General features: G+C 70.3%; 18 protein-coding genes. 8 read left to right on the top strand and 10 right to left on the bottom strand.

Going from position 1 to position 15,594, the window contains the following annotated elements; all coding sequences use genetic code 11:
• Nucleotides 1-93: 93 nt before the first annotated feature.
• Nucleotides 94-357, top strand: coding sequence for a Nif11-like leader peptide family natural product precursor (locus H6G16_RS06125; RefSeq protein WP_347238813.1), 264 nt, complete (start codon nt 94-96; stop codon nt 355-357).
• Here H6G16_RS06125 and H6G16_RS06120 read toward each other — a convergent pair.
• Genes H6G16_RS06120 through H6G16_RS06110 form a run of 3 tightly spaced genes read right to left on the bottom strand, consistent with a single transcriptional unit; the run spans nt 354 to nt 3,385 of the window.
• Nucleotides 354-1,709, bottom strand: a complete 1,356-nt coding sequence (locus H6G16_RS06120) for a Rieske 2Fe-2S domain-containing protein (protein WP_190389415.1) — start codon at nt 1,707-1,709, stop codon at nt 354-356. The genes H6G16_RS06125 and H6G16_RS06120 overlap by 4 nt on opposite strands.
• A 47-nt stretch (nt 1,710-1,756) precedes the next feature.
• Nucleotides 1,757-2,560: an ABC-2 family transporter protein gene (locus H6G16_RS06115; protein ID WP_190389744.1), complete on the bottom strand. Its 804-nt coding sequence runs from the start codon at nt 2,558-2,560 to the stop codon at nt 1,757-1,759.
• Between the two features lie 27 nt (nt 2,561-2,587).
• Entirely contained in the window at nt 2,588-3,385 is a 798-nt protein-coding gene (locus H6G16_RS06110; RefSeq protein ID WP_242036229.1) for an ABC-2 family transporter protein, read from the bottom strand.
• 119 nt (nt 3,386-3,504) lie between these two features.
• Here H6G16_RS06110 and H6G16_RS06105 point away from each other — a divergent pair, with 119 nt between their 5' ends.
• On the top strand, nt 3,505-4,140 hold the full coding sequence (locus H6G16_RS06105) for a hypothetical protein (RefSeq protein ID WP_190389414.1): 636 nt from the start codon (nt 3,505-3,507) through the stop codon (nt 4,138-4,140).
• 8 nt (nt 4,141-4,148) lie between these two features.
• Here H6G16_RS06105 and H6G16_RS06100 read toward each other — a convergent pair whose 3' ends face one another.
• Nucleotides 4,149-5,129, bottom strand: a complete 981-nt coding sequence (locus H6G16_RS06100; RefSeq protein ID WP_347238812.1) for an ATP-binding cassette domain-containing protein — start codon at nt 5,127-5,129, stop codon at nt 4,149-4,151.
• A gap of 10 nt (nt 5,130-5,139) precedes the next feature.
• Entirely contained in the window at nt 5,140-5,433 is a 294-nt protein-coding gene (locus H6G16_RS06095; protein ID WP_190389412.1) for a DUF427 domain-containing protein, read from the bottom strand.
• Between the two features lie 77 nt (nt 5,434-5,510).
• On the opposite strand from H6G16_RS06095, the gene H6G16_RS06090 reads away from it, so the two are divergent.
• Nucleotides 5,511-6,203, top strand: coding sequence for an SDR family oxidoreductase (locus H6G16_RS06090; protein WP_190389741.1), 693 nt, complete (start codon nt 5,511-5,513; stop codon nt 6,201-6,203).
• Here the strand turns inward: H6G16_RS06090 and H6G16_RS06085 are convergent.
• Entirely contained in the window at nt 6,169-7,329 is a 1,161-nt protein-coding gene (locus tag H6G16_RS06085; protein WP_347238811.1) for an SAM-dependent methyltransferase, read from the bottom strand. The two genes, H6G16_RS06090 and H6G16_RS06085, sit on opposite strands and share 35 nt — an antisense overlap.
• Nucleotides 7,330-7,400: 71 nt before the next feature.
• On the opposite strand from H6G16_RS06085, the gene H6G16_RS06080 reads away from it, so the two are divergent.
• Nucleotides 7,401-8,222: a TPM domain-containing protein gene (locus H6G16_RS06080; RefSeq protein ID WP_190389411.1), complete on the top strand. Its 822-nt coding sequence runs from the start codon at nt 7,401-7,403 to the stop codon at nt 8,220-8,222.
• 18 nt (nt 8,223-8,240) lie between these two features.
• On the opposite strand, the gene H6G16_RS06075 is transcribed toward H6G16_RS06080, so the two are convergent.
• The 3 genes from H6G16_RS06075 to H6G16_RS06065 all read right to left on the bottom strand — a co-directional run bounded on the left by H6G16_RS06075 (nt 8,241) and on the right by H6G16_RS06065 (nt 11,201).
• Nucleotides 8,241-8,996 carry a glycoside hydrolase family 104 protein gene (locus H6G16_RS06075; RefSeq protein WP_242036228.1) on the bottom strand — a complete coding sequence of 252 codons (756 nt, stop codon included), beginning with the start codon at nt 8,994-8,996 and terminating at the stop codon, nt 8,241-8,243.
• A 220-nt stretch (nt 8,997-9,216) separates the two neighbouring features.
• Nucleotides 9,217-10,317, bottom strand: a complete 1,101-nt coding sequence (locus tag H6G16_RS06070) for a hypothetical protein (protein ID WP_190389410.1) — start codon at nt 10,315-10,317, stop codon at nt 9,217-9,219.
• Complete coding sequence (locus tag H6G16_RS06065) at nt 10,311-11,201, bottom strand: TIGR04168 family protein (protein ID WP_190389409.1); 891 nt, start codon at nt 11,199-11,201, stop codon at nt 10,311-10,313. Before H6G16_RS06065 ends, H6G16_RS06070 begins: the two co-directional genes overlap by 7 nt.
• Nucleotides 11,202-11,287: 86 nt before the next feature.
• On the opposite strand from H6G16_RS06065, the gene nadA reads away from it, so the two are divergent.
• Together nadA and H6G16_RS06055 are read left to right on the top strand one after the other, a co-directional pair.
• The gene (nadA, locus tag H6G16_RS06060; protein WP_242036265.1) at nt 11,288-12,202 is read left to right on the top strand and encodes a quinolinate synthase NadA; all 915 of its coding nucleotides are present in this window, start codon (nt 11,288-11,290) and stop codon (nt 12,200-12,202) included.
• The gene (locus H6G16_RS06055; RefSeq protein WP_190389407.1) at nt 12,106-12,633 is read left to right on the top strand and encodes a hypothetical protein; all 528 of its coding nucleotides are present in this window, start codon (nt 12,106-12,108) and stop codon (nt 12,631-12,633) included. The genes nadA and H6G16_RS06055 overlap by 97 nt, the downstream gene beginning before the upstream one ends.
• Nucleotides 12,634-12,647: 14 nt before the next feature.
• On the opposite strand, the gene H6G16_RS06050 is transcribed toward H6G16_RS06055, so the two are convergent.
• Nucleotides 12,648-13,730: a class I fructose-bisphosphate aldolase gene (locus H6G16_RS06050; RefSeq protein WP_190389406.1), complete on the bottom strand. Its 1,083-nt coding sequence runs from the start codon at nt 13,728-13,730 to the stop codon at nt 12,648-12,650.
• Between the two features lie 86 nt (nt 13,731-13,816).
• Here H6G16_RS06050 and H6G16_RS06045 point away from each other — a divergent pair, with 86 nt between their 5' ends.
• On the top strand, nt 13,817-14,815 hold the full coding sequence (locus H6G16_RS06045) for a ligase-associated DNA damage response exonuclease (protein WP_190389405.1): 999 nt from the start codon (nt 13,817-13,819) through the stop codon (nt 14,813-14,815).
• A 102-nt stretch (nt 14,816-14,917) separates the two neighbouring features.
• Nucleotides 14,918-15,592, top strand: a complete 675-nt coding sequence (locus H6G16_RS06040; protein ID WP_347238810.1) for a phytochelatin synthase family protein — start codon at nt 14,918-14,920, stop codon at nt 15,590-15,592.
• Nucleotides 15,593-15,594: the final 2 nt, after the last annotated feature.

Raw genomic sequence — 15,594 nt, 5'->3', positions numbered from 1 at the left:
CCCGCCCCTGTTCCCCCTCCCTGCTAGGGCCGCCAGCGCCACTTGCCCATGCTTCGGGCCCGACGATCAGCAGCCCTGATCCTTCGGCGGTTCGTGCCCGCCCGAACCTTGCACCAACCCCGACCGCTGGCCATGGTGAGAGACCCGGATGGCGAGGCCATGAGCTGGAGCGAACTGGAACGGTTGGTGGACGACGCGGAAGGCGAAGGCAGCCTGAGGCGGGCCCTGCGGCACTGCCGCTCCCAACAGGAGCTGGTGCTGGCCGGCAGGCGGCTGGGCTACCGGATCACCCGGGTGGACCTGCAGCGCGCCTGGCTGCTGCACTGCCGTCAGGAACCCCTACAGCAACGGGGCTAGGACCGGGCATTGCGGGGCGGATGGCCCTCGCCTCGCAGCAACTGGCGCTCCCAGCGGCTGAGCTGGCGCAGCACCAGGGCCGTGAGGCCCAGCAGGAGCACCAGGGCCGTGCGGGCCGCGACCCCGGGGGCCCAGGCCGCCAGCACCAATTCCAGCCCCAGGGCCGCCAACAGCCAGGGCCGCCAGCGCCGCACACCGCGCAGGGCCCCGGAGCAGGCCCGGCAATGGCGGGTGTGGCTCTCGTAGCGATCCATCAGCGGAGCCAATCCCAGCCGCGGCGGCAGGGAGCCGGTGGGGAACGGACCCCCGGCCACGCCGGTGACCCAGGCATGCAGCGCTTGCACGTAGACATCGGCGCTGGTGGGCAGGAAGCAGGCCTGGGGAAAGGCCCCGCTGCCCCCGCGGGCGGCCAGGACCCGCTCCTGCCCATGCAGGAACACCTGGTCGTCCTCGAGCACGATGTGGTTGCCGAGATGCTGCAACCATTGGGGCCTAGCCCGCAGCAGCAGCCGCGGCAGGGCGGAGCGGAACTGGAAGGGGAAGCGGGCGAACAGGCGGCATTCCCCGGGGCGGATCGGCGTGGCGTACACCACGGTGAGGAAGCGGGCAAAGCCCTCGGCCGTGAGGTCATGCCACATCAGACCGGGGGCCACGAAGGTGGTGAACTGGCTGCCGAGCTTTCCCCGCCGCGGTCCCTCAGGCCAGGCGAGGGTGAACCCCTCCGGCCCAGACCCGGTGAGCGAGGCCGCCACCGGTGCGGCGTTCTCGCGACGGCCCACGGTGCGGTGGTGGGTGAAGGGCACGTGGCTCACGTCGAGCACGTTTTCCAGCAGGGTGAGGGCATCCATCGGCAGGTCGCGGAAGGTGTCCTGCACCAGCCAGCCGGGCTCATCGAGCACGGGCACCAGGGGCAGGGGCCTCTCCCCAGCTGGCTCCGCCCCGGCGGCGAACACGAACAGCAGCCCCTGGCCGGTGGCCGTGGGATAGGCGCGGCAGGCGCTGCGGAAGCTGGCGCAGGCGGTGGCGGCCTCCTCCGGCTCCGCCTGGGGAATGGCCGTGCAGCGACCCTCGCCGTTGAAACTCCAGCCGTGGTAAGGGCACTCCAGCTCGCCCCGATCGTTCAGCCGGCCTTCGCTGAGGGGCACGAGCCGGTGGGGGCAGACATCGGCAAAGGCGCGCCACTGACAGGCCGCGGCATCCCACCAGAGCACCAGGTCCTCACCCAGCAGGGTGAAGGGTGTGGGCCTGAGGCGGTCGAGGTCCTGGAGGTAGGCCACCGGATACCAGCGCTGCTGCCAGTGCTCCTGCCAGCGCTGCAGGCTCGCGGCATCGGCGGAGGGGGAAGCAACCATGGACGGACCGCCGGTGGGCAGGAAGGATGGCTGGATGATGGCGCGGCTCAGCTGGACGCCGAGGTGTAAAACCGCTGGGCAAAGCGCCACAGCAGGCGGCTGCCCGCCAGGCACAGCACTGCCACCAGTAGCGACCCGACGGCCCACAGGGCAGACCCCCGCCCCAGCAGGGCCTCGGCCGGCACGGTGGTGAGGAACGCCACCGGTAACACGAAGGTGAACAGCAGACGCAGTGCCGGCGGGTAGGCACTGATGGGATAGCGCCCAGCCACCAGGGTGTAGCGCAACACCTCGGTGGCATTCCACACCTTCACAAACCAGATGCTCAGGGCCGCCAGCACAAACCAGAGGCTGTAGAGAATCACCAGGGCGGCGAGCAGCAGCGCCAGGGGCAGCAGCACGGCCCCCGGCGCGAGCAGGCCTGGGCCAGCCCCCGGGCCGGCCTGGGCCAGGGCCCAGCCGATCAGCCCCAGGCCCGCCGCCATCGCCGGCAGTCCCCAAGGCGACACGGTGCGGGCCGAGAGCCAGAACTGGCTGTCGATCGGCTTGAGCAGCACGTAGTCGAGGGTGCCGGTTTGGACGTGGTTGACGATGCGGCTGAGGTTGGGCTGCAGCAGGCAGGTGGTGAAGCCATCCAGCAGGGTGTAGAGCCCGAGCACCACCAGGGCCCCACTCCAGCTCCAGCCCCCCAGGCTCAGCCCACCGGCAAACAGCAACCGCAGCACGAACAGGCTGCCGGCCAGATTGCCCAGCACCGACACCAGCTCGATGGCCGCGTTGAGCGGGTACTCCAGCTCGGCCGCAAGGGAGGTGCCCCAGAACCAGCGCAGGCTGCGGGCATAGCGGCGGATGTCGCGGATCAGGGGCAGGCGCATGGGTCAGGCCCCCATCGCCGAGTAGCGGCGCAGGCCGGCCCGCCACAGCAGGTGCGCGATCGGCCACAACAGCAGGCACCAGGCCGCGATGGCCCCAAATCCCAGGGCCGCATTCACGGGTTCACCGGCCAGCAGCCGGGCCGGAAAATCCACCATCCAGGGGAAGGGAGTGGCCAGGGCCAGCCGCCGCACCGCGGGCGGGAAGGTGTCCAGGGGGGCCACCAGACCGGAGAGGAAGAGGTAGGGGATCAAGAGCAGGCGGTCGAGGGCCGCCGCCCGCTCACTCCAGAAGCACAGGGTGGTGACGATCACCTGCAGCAGAAAGCGCAGCAGGAAGGCCGCCAGGATCGCCAGAGCTCCGAGCAGCAGGGCTCCCGGCGAGGGCCACCACAGCACCCCCGGTGCCGCCAGCCCCACCACCACCAGCATCAGCAGCACGAAGGGCACCCGGGTGGCCTGCTCACTGAAGTGGGCCGCCAGGTAGCGCCACAGGGGCGAGAGGGGCTGGAGCAGGAGGGGCGACAGCCGGCCCTGGAGGGCGTCCTCCTCAAACACGTGGATCAGCCACACCACCGTGAACTGGCGCACCACAAAGGCCGCCAGGAAGTAGTGGCTGAGCTGCTGGGGCGTCAGACCGGCCGCCGCGCCGGCGCCCGAGCCACTCCACACGCCCAGCATGATCAGGGGCAGCACCCCAGACAGGGCCCACAGGGCGATCTCGGCCCGGTATTCGAGCATCAGCGCGTACTGGCTGCCCAGCAGGGCCCAGGCGATGCGTGCTCCCCGACGTCGACTGCTCATACCGTCATCGTGGCGACAGCAGTCCGTGCTCCGGCGTCCTCCGGCTGCAGGCGACCGATGCACCGACCTGACAAAGGGGTTTCCCCGTGGAGACAATCACAGAGGTTCGCTGCCGGTCGATGGCTGCATTGTTTCGCCAGGGCGACTCCCGCCGCCGCATCCGCCTTGACAACTGCGCTCTGGCGGGTCTGCTGGTTTCGTTGCTGCAGCTCGGAGCGGCCCAGGCCCGGCCGGCGGAGGTGCTGCTGCTGCGCCATGGCCACAAACCCGCTGAGCGGGCCAACGGCATGACGCTCAACACCAATCTCTCCGCCAGGGGCTGGCTGCAGGCGCAGCACCTGGCGGAGATCATTCCTGCCTGCTTTGTACGAGGCAGGCGGCTGCGCCTGGCCAGTTACCGGTTCGATCCGGTAACCGGCAAGAACGCCCGCAGCTACCAGACCCTGGTGCCGCTGGCCGTGGCCACCGGAGCCACCATCCGGGTGTACAGCGATGCGGAGTCTGGCTCCGAAGCCGATGGGCGTCAGCTGCTGGCTGATCCTGCCAACGGTGGTGCCCTGCTGGTGATCGCCTGGGAGCATCGCCATCTGCCGGAACTGGCGCGGGGCCTGGGCTGGGAGGGGATGGGGCGCATCGACGACGCTGATTTCGACAGCCTCTGGCTGCTGCGCTACCCCGAGGCGGGAGGCGCTCCCCAGGTCACCCTGCTCTCTCAGGCGACCATGGACTCCCAACGCTGCGCCACGGGGCGCTGACGCTGCGCTCATAGGCCCCCCTGCCGAAACAGGCCCCCGATCAGCTCCTCGATCGGCGGGTCACTCACCTCCAGATCCACCACAGCGAACTGCTCCAGCAGGGCCGCCACCCGTTCAGTGAGCAGGGCGCGGGGCACCAGCAGGCGCACCTGGTGACCCTGGTGGGATTCGATCGCGCCGTAGCCGGCAAAGGCCTCCGGGGGATGGAGGTGGGCCAGCTCCAGCCGCACCTGGCGGCAGGGGGCCAGCCGCTGGGTGAGCTGGGCCAGGGAGCCGTCGTGGAAGAGCTGCCCCTGGTGGATCAGCATCACCCGCGGGCACAGGGCGGTGATGTCGCCCATGTCGTGGCTGGTGAGCAGCACGGTGGCGCCGGTGCGGCGGTTGTAGTCGGCCAGGAAATCGCGCACCCGCGCCTGGGCATTCACATCCAGCCCCAGGGTGGGCTCATCGAGAAACAGAACCGCCGGCCGGTGCAGCAGGGCGGCCAGCAGCTCGGCCTTCATGCGCTGGCCCAGCGAGAGCTTGCGCAGGGGACGCTGCAGCTCCGGGCCCAGCTCCAGCATCTCGGCCAGCTCGCCGATCCGCCGCTGGGCTTCGCGCTCGTCGATGCCGTAGACGGCGGCATTGACCCGCAGGGAATCGAGGGCCGGCAGGTCCCAGATCAGCTGCTGGCGGTTGCCCATCACCAGGGTGATCTGGCGCAGGAACGCCGCCTGACGCCGCCAGGGCTGGTGACCCGCCACCTCCAGCTCGCCGGCGCTGGGATGGATCAGGCCCGTGAGCATCTTGAGGGTGGTGGTCTTGCCGGCCCCGTTGGGCCCCAGGAACCCCACGATCTCGCCCGCCTCGATGGAGAAGCTGATCCGGTCCACCGCCACCACGTCGCGATGGCGGCGGTTCACCAGGTGGCGCAGGGTGCCGGCCAGGCCGGGCTGCTTCTCACTGATGCGGTAGGTCTTGGCCAGATCCCGGGCGCGGATGGTGCTCACGGGGCGCCCCTCAGGCGGCGCTCGACACCTGCACCCCTTTCCAGAAGGCCACCCGCCCCTTGATCTCGGCGGCGGCCTCTTTGGGCTCTGGATAGAACCAGGCGGCATTGGCATTCACCTGGCCGTCCACCACCACGTCGTAGTAGTGGGCTTCCCCTTTCCAGCCGCACACCGTGCGGTGGCTGGAGGGGCGGAAGCAACCCTCCACCAGGGCCTCCGGCGGGAAGTAGGCGTTGCCCTCCACGGTCACGATGGCGTCGCTGCTGGCGATCGTTGTGCCGTTCCAACGGGCTTCGGTGGTCATGGCAACTCCAGACAAGGTGCAGGCCGCGGTTCTAGCGGCTGCGGGCCAGCATGGGCGACAGCGAGTGGATGGGAACCATGACCGTGGTGGCCGTGACCGGTGCCTCCGGCAAGACGGGTTGGCGGGTGGTGGATGGGGCCCTGCGGCAGGGCCTTGAGGTGCGGGCGATCGTGCGACCCGGCTCGGTGCTGCCGGCTGCCCTGGCCGAGGCCGAACGGCAGGGGCGGCTGGCGGTGCTGCGGCTGGAGCTGGGGCAGACCGAGGCCCTGCACGGGGCCTTGAGCGGCTGTGACGCGCTGGTGATCGCCACCGGGGCTCGCCCGTCGGTGGATCTGGCGGGGCCCCTCAAGGTGGACGCCTTCGGCGTGCGGGATCAGATCCGGGCCTGCCAGGCCGTGGGGCTGCGGCGGGTGGTGCTGGTCAGCTCCCTCTGTGCCGGTCGCTGGCAGCACCCGCTCAACCTCTTCGGTCTGATCCTGGTGTGGAAGCGCCTGGGCGAGCGCTTGCTGGAGCAGAGCGGCCTCGACTGGACCGTGATCCGCCCCGGGGGCCTCAGCGAAGACGACAGCCGCACGGACCGTGAGGGCGTGGTGTTCAGCGGGCCCGATCAGCAGGAACGGGACAGCATTCCGCGGCGTCTGGTGGCCCAGGTGTGCCTGGAGGCCCTGGCCAGCCCAGCCAGCATCGGCCGGATCATCGAAATCACCAGCAGCCCGGAGCAGGAGCCCCAACCCCTCAGCCAGTGGCTGACGGCTGGGGCTCCCGGCTGAAGCGGGGCGCCTCCTCCGCCATCCCCCGGGCCAAGGCCACCCAGCGGAAGTCGCCAAGGGCGTGGGGGTCCACCAAGCGCAGCAGGGCCTCACGCCGGGCCAGCAGGGCACCGAGATCGGCGGTGCTGCCCCGCTGCAACCCATGCAGGCGCTCCGCCAGGCCCAGGGCCAGCAGGGCCTCCCCCTGGCGGGCCTGGCCCAGCAGCTGCCAGCCGCTGGCCCGGCCCGCCTCCAACAGGCTTTCAAGGCAGAGGTGGGCCGTGAGGTCCCAGCGGCCCGGCTCCTGCAACGGATCGCTGCTGGCCTCCTGGCTCCGGTAGGCCATCAGGGTGCCGGCGGAGCGCTGGGGCGCGTAGTAGCGCCAGGCCTCCAGGGCGTAGTCGATCACCAGCAAGGGGCCCGCCTCCAGGGCCGCAGCAGCACCCGCCAGCCAGGGGGCCAGGCCGGGATGGAGTTCGGTGCACCAGCCGGGCGGGCGCTGGGGCGTGGGGGGCAGGAGGCCCAGGGCTTCGAGTTGGGCGGCCGCTCCAGGCTCTAGGGGCGCGCCGGGTTCCAGCCGCAGCGAGGGCCCGGCGGCCGGATCCCCGTGCAGCGCCACCACCTGCTGGCGCCAGAGCGCCCCGTCCCATTCGATCCGCTCCACCGCCAGGGCATCGAGCACCTCATGGGCCAGCACCACGCCCCGCGCGGGCGCCGCCGCCAGCTCGGCGAAGCTGGCCCAGCGGCAGGGCATCGGACACCCCTGCAGGGTCGCCTGCTGACGCTCGGCCATGCCGGCGTTGGGCTCCACCAGCACCAGCTCCGTGCAGGCCGCAAGATCGGGCCAACCGGCCGCCAGGGCCTGGGCCAGCTGCAGGGCCAGGTGGCCCTCGCCCGGCCCCGTCTCCACCAGGGCCAGGGGAACCCCCGCCAGCTGCGCCAGCCAGTCGGCGATCTGGGGGGCCAGCAGGGCGGCGAACTCGGGTCCGAGGGACGGAGCGGTGGCGAAATCCCCCGCCGGGCCAATGCGCAGCCGGCCAGCCCCGTAGGCGCCTTGGTCGGGGTCGTGCAGCACCCACTCCATGTAGGTGCGGAACGGCACGGTGCCGCCGGCGGCTTCAAGGCGCTGCAGCAGCCAGGCGGGCACGGGGCCACGGGGGCACGGATTCACGCTCGGATGGCTGTTCAGGGAGAATGCATCTTCCCTGAGGCAGGTGAATGGGTCGCGTGCAAAAGGCCGTGATGGCCATGGCGGCCATGGTCCTGGTGTTGGGCTGCTGGCTGGGTGGAGGCGCGGCCCCTGCCCTGGCCTACGACAACCCCGACCTGCTGCCCGACCACCCCACGCCGGTGATCGACCTGGCCAAGGCCCTCACCGACAGCCAGCGGCAAGCGCTGGAGGCCGAGCTGGAGGAGTTTGAGCACACCAGCGGCTGGAAGCTGCGGGTGCTCACCCAGTACGACCGCACCCCCGGCCTGGCGGTGAAGGACTTCTGGAACCTGGATGAGCGCTCGCTGCTGCTGATCGCCGATGAGCGGGGCGGCAACCTGCTCAACTTCAACGTGGGTGAGGCCCTGTTTGCCCTGATGCCGCGCACCTACTGGGTGGAGCTGCAAACCCGCTACGGCAACCAGTACTACGTGCGCGACAACGGGGAGGATGCGGCCATCCTCGACGCCCTCCATGCCGCCAAGGGCTGCCTGGTGATCGGCGGCTGCCAGGTGGTTCCCGGGCTGCCCCAGGAGCAGTGGCTGCTCACCCTCTCCACCTCCGTGCTGGGGGGGCTGGTGGTGGGCTTTGCCGCCTATCCCCGCAAGGAGGGGCGCAAGGTGGAGTGGGCCTGGGTGCTGCTGCTCTCACCCCTGTGGCTGATCCTGTTCGGGGCCCTGGGTCTCGGGCCGGTTCTGACCCGCACCAGTGACCTGCTGCCGGTGGTCCGCAACAGCCTGGCCTTCCTGGGAGCAGCCCTGGCCGCCTACCTGGTGGCCGGAGCCACCGTGGGGAAAGCGCGACTCCGGGACCAGGACGGCACGGGCTGAGGGCAAGCCTCTCTCGCCCTAGAGGGAACTGGTGCGGGATTTCGGCCCCAGCCGCTCCAGGTTCTCGAGCTGACAGCGCAGGGAGGTGGCCGGGGTGCAGGCCGGTTTCGCCGGTTCAGCGGCGGCCACCGGAAGCTGGCCGCGCAGGCGGGCCAGGTTGTCGTCGTAGAAGCGCTTGAGATCGTGGAAGCGCTTCACCGGCTGGCCGTAGTAGCTGTGGCCCGCCAGGGTGGGAAAGCTGGCCCACTCGGGAGCGAGCTTGGCCGCGAGCTGGCGCGTGAAGCTGCCCTGATCGGCCAGGGCGAGGGCCCCGCGTCGCTGAATCAGGAAGATGGCGCCCTGGTCTTGCACCTGGGGGCCAAACTCGGCAATCCCCAGGGAGCGCGTTACCAGATTCCAGGTGAAGGGCATGAACTGGTAGGCCCCGGCGGCGGCGCTGGCATAGCGCGCCGTGCGAACCACCCGGTCGGGGTGGCGCTCCAGGGAGGGCATCAGGCCACCGCCAAACATGATGCGGTAACCGATGTCATCGCCGCCCGCCCAGGTGCCCTCGGCGTAGCGGATCGTGTTGAGCAGGGCCCGGCGCTCGGGGGTGATGGCGAAGATCCGCGGGGGGGGCGGCGGCAGGGGCAGGGCCATCGCCGTGTGGGGATGGCCGCCCGAGCCCACCAGCTCGAGGGCTTGGGCCTGGGCGGACGGAGCCTGCCAAGCCAGAGCGGCAACGCCCAAGGAGAGGGCCAAACCGGATCGGAAACGGATGCGGGGCGGGGTCATACCGGAGCGGATCAAACGGCAGACCGCCTGCAGGCGGCCGAATCTGGAAAAAGGAAGAAAAGATTCGATCGCGCCAATTTGCCTATCAATTCACCGAAACACGATGGTGATAGTGCCAATCACACAGGTGTCCACCAGTATCAACAATCACCGTTAATGGTTCAGATCACTGTGCTGCGCCCAATCTGCGCCATAAAATGCACCTCTTAGGGCGCAATGATCACGAATTCCGATCAGTCAATGGTCCCAGGCCGGCCTGGGAGCCAAGCAAAGCGTCGATGGCCAGGGCGGCCTGGGTGCTGCCATCGGCCTCGAGAGCCGGGCCCAGGGGCGCCAAAAGGGGCTGATCGAGTTGCCAGTCCCCCTGGAGGGCTTGCTCCTGGCTGAGCAGTCGGTGCCAGCCATGGCGCACCAGGGCCGCCTCCAGCACGGGGGCCTCGGCAAAGCCCTCCCGGTGCACCAGATGCACCCCCACCCCGGCCACCAGGGCCTCGCAGAAGGAGCTGTAGCCGGGCTTGGTGAGCAGACGGTCGCAGAGCCCCATCACCTCCAGGGGGCGCACCCCGGCAGGCAACAGGCGGGCATTGGGAGCTGCAGCCAGCTGGGGATCCGCTGTGATGAACACGTGCTCGGGCCAGCGCTGCAGGAGTTCCGGGGCCAGCCCGAGGCCCAGACCGCCAAAACTGATCAGCACGCAGCGGTGCCGTTCGGGCGGCAGGCCCATCTGCTCGGCCAAATCGGCGGGATCGAGCCGGGGCTGACCAACGGTGAGGCCGATCGCCACCTCGGGGATTCCCCAGGCCATGGGCATCGCCAACGGGCAGTGCAGGAGCAGATCGCCCTCGCGGTAGGCCGCCAGGGCGCGACCAGCCCAGCCAGCGAAGGCTGGGCCCATCGGGTCGTAAATGGCCTCCCAGCCGAAGCTGGCCAGCCAGACCAACGGGGCCCCCACACGCCGGGCCAGCTCGGCGGCGGCCGGTGGCACATCCCCCAGCACCAACAGCGGCTGGCCCTGGGCCTCCAGCCAGGCCTGCTCCCGCTCCCACTGCTGCGGCAGCTGGGTCTCCAGGGCCGTCAAGGCCTCCAGGGTGGCCGCGGCGTCGGCCCCGAGGGCATCGGCCTGCACCACCCCCACATCCCAGCGGCAGGAGCAGTGTTCGAAGGGCACCGGACCCAGGGCCGTGCGCAGAAAACTGACCGGCAGGGCCGTGGACACCACCAGGCGCCAATCGGGATGCAGCCCATGCAGGGCGGTGAGCACGGCGGCGGTGCGGGAGCCATGGCCGAAGCCATGGGCACTCACACACGCGTAGATCAGCACGGCGCGAGCTCTGGCGAGGGGGTGGGGGCCGTCCAGAGCCGCTCTTCGTAGAGCAGCTCCCCGCCGAGGCCATACCAGCGATGGCTGGCACTGCGCAGCTCCTGACCCACCAACTCCACCCAGCTCAGATGGCGCAGGGCCTGACCGGCGCCGTCGGTGCCATGGCGGGGCACGCAGGCCGTATTGAGATAGCCCGTGCCGGCCCGATCCCGGCAGAAGCTCTGACGATGGCCCTGGCCCCGTTTGAGGGCGTGGTGCATGTGGCCGAACACCACCAGCGGTACGGGGCGACGGCGGCGGATCTGCTGAATGGCCAGGGCCAGGTCGAGGTCACCCCAATCGCAGGCCGGGGGCTTCCAGTCGCGGCCACAGGGAGAGGCGGCGTCACTGCCGAGCCCGGAGGGACCGCTGTGGCCCAGCAGCACCAGGGGCCAGTCGTCGGGGGCGGCAGCAGCGGCGGCCGTAATGCGATCTGCCGATTCCTGCAGGGTCACCGGGCCGAAGGCCGCCTGCACGGCTCGGGAGAGGTGAAAGCCCCCGCCGGCGGTTCCGGGCCGTCCCCCCACCACCGCCAGCCCCGGTGGGCTCAAGGCGCGCAACTTCCAGCCGCAATGCACCTCCCCCAGCAGGTCGATCTGGCGCTGCAGGGTGCGGCCCGAGGCATCCTTACCCGCGTCGTGGTTGCCGAGAATGCAGGCCACGGGCAAGGGCAGCTGGCGCAGCAGGGCCGGGATGCGCTGCTGGCCATCGCTGAGGTCCCCCACCACCAGCAGGGCATCGGGCGCCACGGTTTGCAGCAGCGCGTGATCGCTGTGGTCCCAAGCCCCGTGAAGGTCTCCGGCGATGGCAATGCGGAGCGTTTTCCCTCCGCTGGTTACCACCATCTCTGATGCTTAGGCTCATGCCATCCTGCATCAGCTGAGGCCCCCGGTTGGTTTTCGCCGCCATCCAGAACCCACCAGCCGCCGATTTGCCCGGGGCTATTGCGGCGCTGAAGCACCAGCGCAAGGCCGTGATCCTGGCGCACTACTACCAGGAGCCTGAGATCCAGGACGTCGCCGACTTCATCGGCGATTCCCTCGAGCTCTCCCGCCAGGCCGCCGCCACCGATGCCGAGGTGATCGTGTTCTGCGGCGTGCACTTCATGGCGGAGACCGCCAAGATCCTCAGCCCACAGAAAACGGTGTTACTGCCCGATCTGGAGGCGGGCTGCTCCCTGGCTGACGCCTGCCCCGCCGAGGCCTTCGCCGCCTTCCGCGCCGAGCACCCCGACCACATCGCCGTGAGTTACATCAATTGCTCGGCGGCGGTGAAGGCCCTCAGCGACCTGATCTGCACCAGCAGCAATGCGGTGGATCTGGTGAACCAACTGCCCGCCGATCGGCCGATCCTGTTCGCCCCCGATCAAAACCTGGGCCGCTGGGTGCAGCGCCAGAGCGGGCGCGCCCTCACCCTCTGGCCCGGCAGCTGCATCGTGCACGAAACCTTCAGTGAGCAGGCCCTCCTGCAGCTCAAGCTGGAGCACCCCGACGCCGAGGTGCTGGCCCACCCGGAATGCCAGCAACATCTGCTCGATCTGGCCGATTTCATCGGCTCCACCAGCAAGCTCCTCCACCGGGCCGAAGCCAGCCCGGCCGAAAGCTTCATCGTGCTCACCGAGCCGGGGATCCTGCACCAGATGGGCAAGGCGGTGCCCCACAAAGCTTTCTATGCGGTGCCTGGCTCGGATGGCTGCAGCTGCAACGCCTGTCCCTACATGCGGCTCAACACCCTGGAGAAGGTGTGGCGTTGTCTCGACACGATGGCCCCGGCCATCGAACTCGACGAGACCATCCGGCTGAGGGCCCTCGCTCCCATCCAGAAAATGCTGGAGATGAGCCGCTGAGCCGCCTGCGTCGCCATCGCTGCATCACCCTGCTCGCCGCCCTGGGCCTGGCGGCCCCGCCGCTCGCGGGGGTTCAGGCCCAGGAGGAACCACCCGGCACACCCCACTGCTTCGACCTCTGGGAAGCCGCCCAGTTCGCCGAGGGGAGCGGCCGTACGGCCCGCTGGCTGGTGCCCAACGAACAGACCACCGCCACCCGCATCCTGCTGGAGCAGGGGGTCTGCCAGGTGGACCGCCAGCTCGACCTCAGGATCACCGAAGCCCGGCCCTGCACGGTGATGGGCGCCGGGCCCGAACCGGGGGATCCGCCCACGGCCTACACCTATCAGTGCCGCATCTTTTACCGGGTGGAAGCCCAGGAGCTGGTGAAATACAGCAACGGACCCAGCGGGTTCCAGCGCCAGGTCTACGGCCGGCTGCGCTGGTCCTGATCCCCTGAATCCCGTCAGTAGCTGTAGTTGGCCACAAACAGGGTGGCGTCATCCGAGGGCTCGGACCCCGCCACATAGCGACCGCGGCTGGCGGCGCCATTGGCCCGGGCCCGGGCCAGCAGGGCCGCCTGGCCGGCGGGCCGATCCTGGCCACCCCAGTGCTGGAGGCAGCTGTGTTGGAGGGCCCGGCCAAAGGAGAACCCCAGGTGCCAGGGCGCTCCCGTGTCGGCGGCGGCGGCATTGATGGCGTTGAGGCAGAGGCTGGCGTCTTCTTCACTCAGGCCGCCACTGAGAAACAGGATGGCCGGCACCGCCGCCGGCACGGTGCGGCTCAGGGTGCGCAGGGTGAAGTCGCCCACCTGCTCGGGCGAAGGACGCTCCGGGCAGTCGGCCCCAGCGGTGGTCATGGAGGGCTTGAGCAAACTGCCTTCCAGAAACACCCCGTGCACCGCCAGCGCCTCGTAGACGCTGCGCAGCACCCACTCCTGCACGGCGGCGGTGGTGGCGATGTCATGGTCACCATCCATCAGGATCTCGGGCTCCACGATCGGCACCAGGCCCTGCTCCTGCACGGTGCGGGCGTAGCGGGCCAGGCCCCAGGCGTTCTCCCGCACCGCCAGCTCCGAAGGGCAGCCTGCGGCGGAGATGCGCAACACGGCGCGCCACTTGGCGAATCGGGCCCCCTGGGCGTAGTAGCGGGCAGCCCGTTCGGCCAGGCCGCGCAGGCCGGTGCACCACGACTCCCCCTCCAGTCCCCCCGGCAGGGGTTCCACCCCCAGATCCACCTTGATGCCGGGCACGATGCCCTGGTGCTGGAACAGGTCCACGATCGGGGCGCCCCCCGCCTCGGCACCGCTGGTCTGAAACAGGGTTTCCTCGTAGAGGATCACGCCGGAGATCGACGCGCCCAGACCATCGGTGGTGGCCAGCAGGGTGCGGTAGGCACGGCGGTTGGCTTCGCTGTTCTCGAGTCCGATGGCGTCGAAGCGCTTGCCGATCGTGCCGGTGGATTCATCGGCGGCCAGCAGGCCCGTGCCCGGAGCGGCCAGGGCCGCCGCCGTGGCCGCCAGCTCGTCGCGAAAGGTGTCCAGAGCCATGGGGTGGGGCCTGCCGTGCCCCCCCGGCCTAGGTGGGCCCCGCGCCGCCGTCAACGGTGGCGTGCCTCCCTCGCCACAATCGGCCGATGGCCCTTCCCGCCGGCAGCCTGCTCGAGCTCACCCCCCAGGGGCTTTACTGCCCGGCGGCGGGCGCCTGGATCGATCCCCAGCAGCCGGTACCCCGCGCCCTGATCACCCATGCCCACGCCGACCACGCCCGGCCGGGCTGCGGCGAGTACTGGGCGATCGGCGCCAGTGAGACGATCCTGCGCCAACGGCTCGGCGCCACGATCAACCTGATCCCCGTCGACTACGGAGCGCTGCACCGCATCGGTGACGCCCGGGTGTCGTTCCACAGCGCCGGCCACGTGCTCGGCAGCGCCCAGATCCGGCTGGAGGCTGGCGGCGAGAGCTGGTTGGTGAGCGGCGACTACAAGCGCTGCGCCGACCCCAGCTGCACCCCCTTTGCCCCCGTAACGGCAGATGTGTTCATCACTGAGGCCACCTTCGGCCTACCGATCTACCGCTGGCAGAGCGGCGCCACGGTGGCCGGCGAGATCCTGAGCTGGTGGCAAGCGGCGCCGGAGCGGCCCTCGCTGCTGTTTGCCTACGCCTTTGGCAAGGCCCAGCGGTTACTGGCCGAATTGGCCGCCATCGGCGTCGCCGAGGAGGTGTTGCTGCACGGCGCCGTGGAGGCGCTGATGCCCGCCTACCGGGAAGCCGGCGTGGTGCTGCCGCCCACCAGAGCGGTGAGCGCGCTCGCCAAGGGGGAGTCCCTGGCGGGCCGCCTGGTGATCGCGCCCCCTTCGGCCCACCGGTCGGTGTGGATGAAGCGCTTCAAGCAGCCCCAGACGGCCTTCGTGAGCGGCTGGATGGCCGTGCGCGGTGCCCGCCGCCGCCGGGGGTATGAACGGGGCTTTGTGCTCAGCGACCATGCCGACTGGCCTGGCCTGATCCGGAGCGTGAAGCAGAGCGGCGCCCGCCAGGTGTACGTGACCCACGGCAACAGCGATGGGCTGGCCCGCTACCTGCGGGAGGTGGAAGGCCTCAGCGCCGCGCCGTTGGCGGGGCAAGGGGGACCATGATCTGGGGCGAGCGCCCAATCGCCAACCGTGCTGCCCCAACCCGAAACACCAACCACCAGGGGGCGAACTCTCCATCTCTGCGGCGCCCTTGGCTTGGCTTGGGTGACCCTGCTGGCCCCGGGCCCCGTCGCCCTGGCCCAGCCAGGCAAAACCATTCCCCTGCCGGAGCGTGAGGGTCAGACCCTGTTGCTGCAGAGCGTGGATCGCGCCGACTACGGCCCCCTCGCCGAGCAGTTCCTCACCCAGGCCAACCTGGCCTACTGCGGCGTCGCCAGCATGGTGATGGTGCTCAACAGCCTGGCGGTGCCGGCCCCGGCGGCGGCAGGTTACGGCAACTACCGCTTCTGGACCCAGCAGAACGTGTTCGAATCCGCCAGCACCCGGGCGGTGCTCGGCCCCGAGGTGGTGGCCCGCCAGGGCATGACCCTGGACCAATTGCGGGCGCTACTGGCCAGCCATGGGGTCCAGGCCAGGGCCGTCCACGGCGACCAGCTCAGCCAGGCCCAGTTCCGCCTGCTGTTGCGCAGCAACCTCAGTGATCCTTCGGATCGACTGCTGGTGAACTACGACCGTCAGGCCCTGGGGCAGGCCGGTGGCGGTCACATCTCACCGGTGGCCGCGTACCACGCCGCCACGGATCGGGTGCTGATCCTCGATGTGGCCCGCTATCGCTATCCCTCGGTGTGGGTGCCCCTGGCCGATCTCTGGCGGGCCATCCGCACGACCGACAGCAGCTCCGGCCGCAGCCGCGGGGTGGTGGTGGTGAAGCGCCCCTGACT

Source organism: Cyanobium sp. FACHB-13342, from assembly GCF_014697415.1.
Taxonomy (GTDB): domain Bacteria; phylum Cyanobacteriota; class Cyanobacteriia; order PCC-6307; family Cyanobiaceae; genus Cyanobium_A.
Note: the sequence above shows the minus strand (reverse complement) of the source record. Positions and strands in the feature narration are given on the sequence as shown.